Raw genomic sequence first — 4,677 nt, forward strand, 5'->3', positions numbered from 1 at the left:
ACGGCGGCCCCCCGAGACGATCATGGTGACGGGCTCTTCGATCAGGGCCCGGAAGGCGGCCAGCCAGCGGGCGCCGATGGCGCCGTCGATGACCCTGTGGTCGCAGGTCAGGGTCACGGTCATGAGGGTGCGAGAGACGACCTGGCCGTCCCGGATCACCGCCTTCGCCTCGCCGGCGCCCACCGACAGGATGGCGCCCTGGGGCGGGTTGATGATCGAGCCGAACTGCCGGATCCCGAACATGCCCAGGTTTGAGATGGAGAAGCTACCGCCTTGGAATTCCTCAGGTTTCAACTTCCGGCTGCGGGCCCGCTCGGCCAGGTCCTTGGCCTCCTGGGCGATGTCCGCGAGGCCCTTCTGCTCGGCCCTGCGGAGGATGGGGGTGATCAGCCCGCCCTCGACCGCCACGGCCATGGAGATGTCGGCGTGCCGGTGCAGGGCGATCCCCTCGGGCGTGAAGGAGGCGTTGGCCTCCGGGACCTGCTTCAGGGCCAGAGCGGCGGCCTTGATGACCAGGTCGTTGACGCTGACCTTGATCCCGCGGGGCTCCAGCAGGCTGTTGATCCGCGTCCGCGCGGCCAGCAGGGCGTCGATCTCCACATCAATCGTCAGGGGGAAGTGCGGAATATCCCTCGCACTTTCGGTCAACCGGCGCGCCACCGTGCGACGCATGCCGTCCAGCGGGACCAGGGTGTAGCTGTCGTCCGGATAGCCCAGCTGGGCGAGGCTTGCGGCGGGGGCGGACGCCGGGACCGGGGCGGGGGCCTCGACCCGGACGGGGCGCACAGGCGGCGCGGCGGCCGCGGCCTCGACATCGGCGCGGATGATCCGGCCATGCGGGCCCGAGCCGGTAAGGGTCGCCAGGTCCAGCCCCCGCTCAGCCGCCAGCCGGCGCGCCAGAGGCGAGGCGAAGATACGTCCGGAACCCGTTGGCAAGTCGGGCTTTTCCACCGCCGGATCGAGGCTCCGAGGCGCAGGAGCCGCGACGGGCTGAGGCGGCGCCGGCGTCGCCGCGGGGGGACCACCCTCGCCTGAGAGCCGGGCGATGGGCGTATTGACCTTCACCCCCTCGGTCCCCTCGGCGACGAGCAGGGCCTCGACGACGCCCTCGTCCACCGCCTCGACCTCCATGGTCGCCTTGTCGGTCTCGATCTCGGCGACGACATCGCCCGACCGGACGGAATCTCCCACCTTTACAAGCCACTTGGCGAGGATGCCCTCCTCCATGGTCGGGGACAGGGCGGGCATGAGGATGTCGGTCATGGCGCGGCCTCCCGGGACAGGTGGGCAAGGCTGGCGGCGTTGGCCTCCCAGTTGCGGCCGTCGAACTCGGTCAGGTCCATGTCCAGGGCTTCGTCCAGGCAGCGGGCGTTGACCGACCAGCCATCCGGGTTGGAGCGCGGGCGGTAGAAGCTCTTCACCCCGCAGGTCCGGCAGAACAGGTGCCGGGCCACGCCGGAATTGAAGGCGTATTCCACCAGATCCCCTTCGCCCTGGACCAGGCGAAACCGGCTCTCCGGCACGATGAGGTGGATGAAACCGACCTTCGAACACATTGAACAATTGCAGGAATGGGCCTCAGGCCTCTCCGGAAGGGCGACCTCGAAGCGGACCCGCCCGCAATGGCATCCACCGGTCTTGAAGGCCAGGGCGCTCACCGGTAGCAGACCTTCAGGGCCGCCTCGACGATCCGATCCACCGACGGCAGGGCGAGGGCCTCGAGGTTGGCGGCGTATGGCAGGGGCGTATCGGCCTGGGCGATGCGCAGGGGCGGGGCGTCCAGCCAGTCGAACGCCTCGGCCGCGACCGTGGCGACGATCTCGGCGCCGACGCCCATGGGCGACCACCCTTCCTCGACGCTGACGATCCGGTTTGTCCGCTTCACGCTCTCGACGATGGTCGCGCGGTCCAGGGGACGCAGGGTGCGGAGGTCCACGACCTCAGCCTCAATCCCTTGTTTCGAAAGGACTTCCGCCGCTTCCAGGGCCAGGCCCACCATGCGCGAATGGGCCGTCAGGGTCACGTCCCGGCCCGGCCGCCGGATAAGCGCCTGACCAATCGGTACGGTCCAGTCCGGGTCCTCCGGCACGTCGAACTCCTGGCCGTAGAGCATTTCGTGCTCCAGGAAGACCACCGGATTCGGGTCGCGGATGGCGGCCTTGAGAAGGCCCTTGGCGTCGGCGGCGTCGTAGGGCGCCACCACCTTCAGGCCGGGGATCTGGGCGTACCAGGCCGAGTAGTCCTGGCTGTGCTGGGCCGCGACCCGCGCCGCCGCGCCGTTCGGCCCCCTGAAGACGATGGGACAGGTGATCTGCCCGCCCGACATGTAAAGGGTCTTCGCCGCCGAATTGATAATATGATCAATGGCCTGCATGGCAAAGTTGAACGTCATGAATTCGACGATAGGCTTCAGGCCCGCCATGGCCGCGCCGACGCCGAGGCCGGCGAAGCCGTGCTCGGTGATGGGGGTGTCGATCACCCGGCGGGCGCCGAACTCCTCCAGCAGGCCCCTGCTGACCTTGTAGGCGCCCTGGTACTGGCCGACCTCCTCGCCCATCAGGAAGACGGTCTCGTCCCGGCGCATCTCCTCGGCCATGGCGTCGCGCAGGGCGTCGCGGACGGTGGTCCGGCGTCCCGTGACCGTCGCGGCGGGGGGGGTGGGGGCGTCGTGTGAGGGTTCCGGCGCCGTCGCCTCCGCAGGGGGGGTGACGTGAGGGACCGAAGGGGGGGGAATGGGGGGCGCCGGAGGGGGGGCTGCGGCCCCTGTCCCGGCCGCGGCGCCAAGGCGGGCGATCGGTGTGTTGACCTTGACCTCCTCGGTCCCCTCCGGAACCAGGATGGCCTCGATGACGCCTTCGTCGACCGCCTCGACCTCCATGGTCGCCTTGTCGGTCTCGATCTCGGCAATGACGTCGCCCGAGCGGACGGCGTCACCGGTCTTGACGTGCCACTTGGCGAGGGTCCCCTCCTCCATGGTGGGCGAGAGGGCGGGCATCAGGATGTCGGTCACCGCCCCGCCTCCACATAGATGTCCGTGAAGAGCTCGGACGGGTCGGGCTCGGGCGAGATGCGGGCGAACTCGGCGGCGTCGGCGACGATGGCGCGGACCTCGGCGTCGATGGCCTTGAGCGCCGCCTCGTCGGCCCAGCCCTTTTCGGACAGCAGCTCCTGGACGTGGTCGATCGGGTCGCGGTTACGCCGCACCTCCTCCACCTCCTCCCGGGTCCGGTATTTGGCCGGGTCGCTCATGGAGTGGCCGCGATAGCGGTAGGTCTTCATCTCCAGGATGTAGGGCCCCTGCCCCGACCGGGCGTGCTCGGCGGCCCGGGCCGCGGCGTCGCGCACGGCGACCACGTCCATGCCGTCGACCTCCTCACCCGGAATCCGGAAGGAAGCGCCGCGCCGGAACAGGTGGGTCTCGGAGGACGACCGCTCGATGGAGGTGCCCATGGCGTACTGGTTGTTCTCGATCACGTAGACGACCGGCAGGCTCCAGAGCTCGGCCATGTTGAAGCTCTCATAGACCTGGCCCTGGTTGGCCGCCCCGTCGCCGAAGAAGGTGAAGGAGACCGCGCCGTTCGACCGGTAGCTGTTGGCCAGGGCCAGCCCCGTGCCGAGGCTGACCTGGGCGCCGACAATGCCGTGGCCGCCATAGAAACCCGCCTCGGTGGAGAACATGTGCATGGAGCCGCCCTTGCCGCGGGAGGAGCCCCCCGCCCGGCCGGTCAGCTCGGCCATGACCTCCCGCGGATCCATGCCGCAGACCAGCATGTGGCCGTGGTCGCGATAGCCGGTGATGACCTGGTCGCCCGGCTTTCGCACGGCCTGGATGCCGACGGCGATCGCCTCCTGGCCGATGTAGAGGTGGCAGAAGCCGCCGATCAGGCCCATGCCGTAGAGCTGGCCGGCGCGCTCCTCGAAGCGGCGGATCAGAAGCATTTCACGATACCAGGCGAGGAGCTGGTCGCGGGAAACGCCAGCATCCGTGGCGGCCGGGGCCGCCGCCTTCCGCGTCTTCCTTCCGGCCGCTGGACGCGCCATTCGCTACTCCCCTGAACCACCCGGCGCCGCCGGACGAAGGTGCCTTCAGGACCCTTCGCGGATCACATAGTCCCTCGGATCGGCGAATCCCAGCAGGGCCCGGGCGCGTTCGTCGAGAAGATCGGCGGAAACCGACTCATCCCTGAGCAGGCGCGCCCGCGTTTCAAGCTCGACCCGCTCGCGCGTCAGGGCCTCCAGTTCGGCCTGGCGCTGGCTGAGGGCCTTGTCCCGCTCGCCGGTGGACAGGATCCCGCGCTCGCCGGTCAGGGCGTGGAAGCCGAAATAGACGATCAGCAGGCACAGGAGGGCCGTCGTCCAGTAGGTGCGCAGGGTCTGTAACACCGGGTCGCACGACTCGCAGGTTGATCCGAAAGCTCACCCTGCCCTGCCCGGATTAACTTTGCGTTTCCGGGGTCAGGAAAACCGCCGTGGCGCCCCCTCACCCCGCTTCGCGGGGAGCTCCCCCGCAGGGGAGCAATTAAGATACCGTAATTCCTCCACCTTCAGGGGGAGGTGGACCGCGTAGCGGGCCGGAGGGGGTTTTCTGAACCGCCGTGGCGCCCCCTCACCCCGCTTCGCGGGGAGCTCCCCCGCAGGGGAGCAATTAAGATACCGTAATTCCTCCACCTTCAGGGG

General features: G+C 69.2%; 5 protein-coding genes. All 5 read right to left on the reverse strand.

The genetic code is table 11. The features are described from left to right. On the reverse strand, nucleotides 1-1,263 hold a 1,263-nt coding region (locus INE98_RS13140; RefSeq protein WP_293539440.1), incomplete at its 3' end, for a dihydrolipoamide acetyltransferase family protein. Beyond that, nucleotides 1,260-1,658 carry a GFA family protein gene (locus INE98_RS13145; RefSeq protein WP_293539442.1) on the reverse strand — a complete coding sequence of 133 codons (399 nt, stop codon included), beginning with the start codon at nucleotides 1,656-1,658 and terminating at the stop codon, nucleotides 1,260-1,262. The genes INE98_RS13140 and INE98_RS13145, both read right to left, overlap by 4 nt. Next, complete coding sequence (locus tag INE98_RS13150) at nucleotides 1,655-3,010, reverse strand: pyruvate dehydrogenase complex E1 component subunit beta (protein WP_293539443.1); 1,356 nt, start codon at nucleotides 3,008-3,010, stop codon at nucleotides 1,655-1,657. The genes INE98_RS13145 and INE98_RS13150 overlap by 4 nt, the downstream gene beginning before the upstream one ends. Beyond that, entirely contained in the window at nucleotides 3,007-4,041 is a 1,035-nt protein-coding gene (gene pdhA, locus INE98_RS13155) for a pyruvate dehydrogenase (acetyl-transferring) E1 component subunit alpha (RefSeq protein ID WP_293539445.1), read from the reverse strand. The genes INE98_RS13150 and pdhA overlap by 4 nt, the downstream gene beginning before the upstream one ends. A gap of 45 nt (nucleotides 4,042-4,086) precedes the next feature. Continuing rightward, on the reverse strand, nucleotides 4,087-4,383 hold the full coding sequence (locus INE98_RS13160; protein ID WP_293539447.1) for a septum formation initiator family protein: 297 nt from the start codon (nucleotides 4,381-4,383) through the stop codon (nucleotides 4,087-4,089). Nucleotides 4,384-4,677: the final 294 nt, after the last annotated feature.

Source organism: Phenylobacterium sp., assembly GCF_020253645.1.
Taxonomy (GTDB): domain Bacteria; phylum Pseudomonadota; class Alphaproteobacteria; order Caulobacterales; family Caulobacteraceae; genus Phenylobacterium.

Coding starts and splice junctions, on each gene's coding strand:
- pdhA (WP_293539445.1), bottom strand. CDS start 4,041: ATGGCGCGTCCAGCGGCCGGAAGGAAGACGCGGAAGGCGGCGGCCCCG.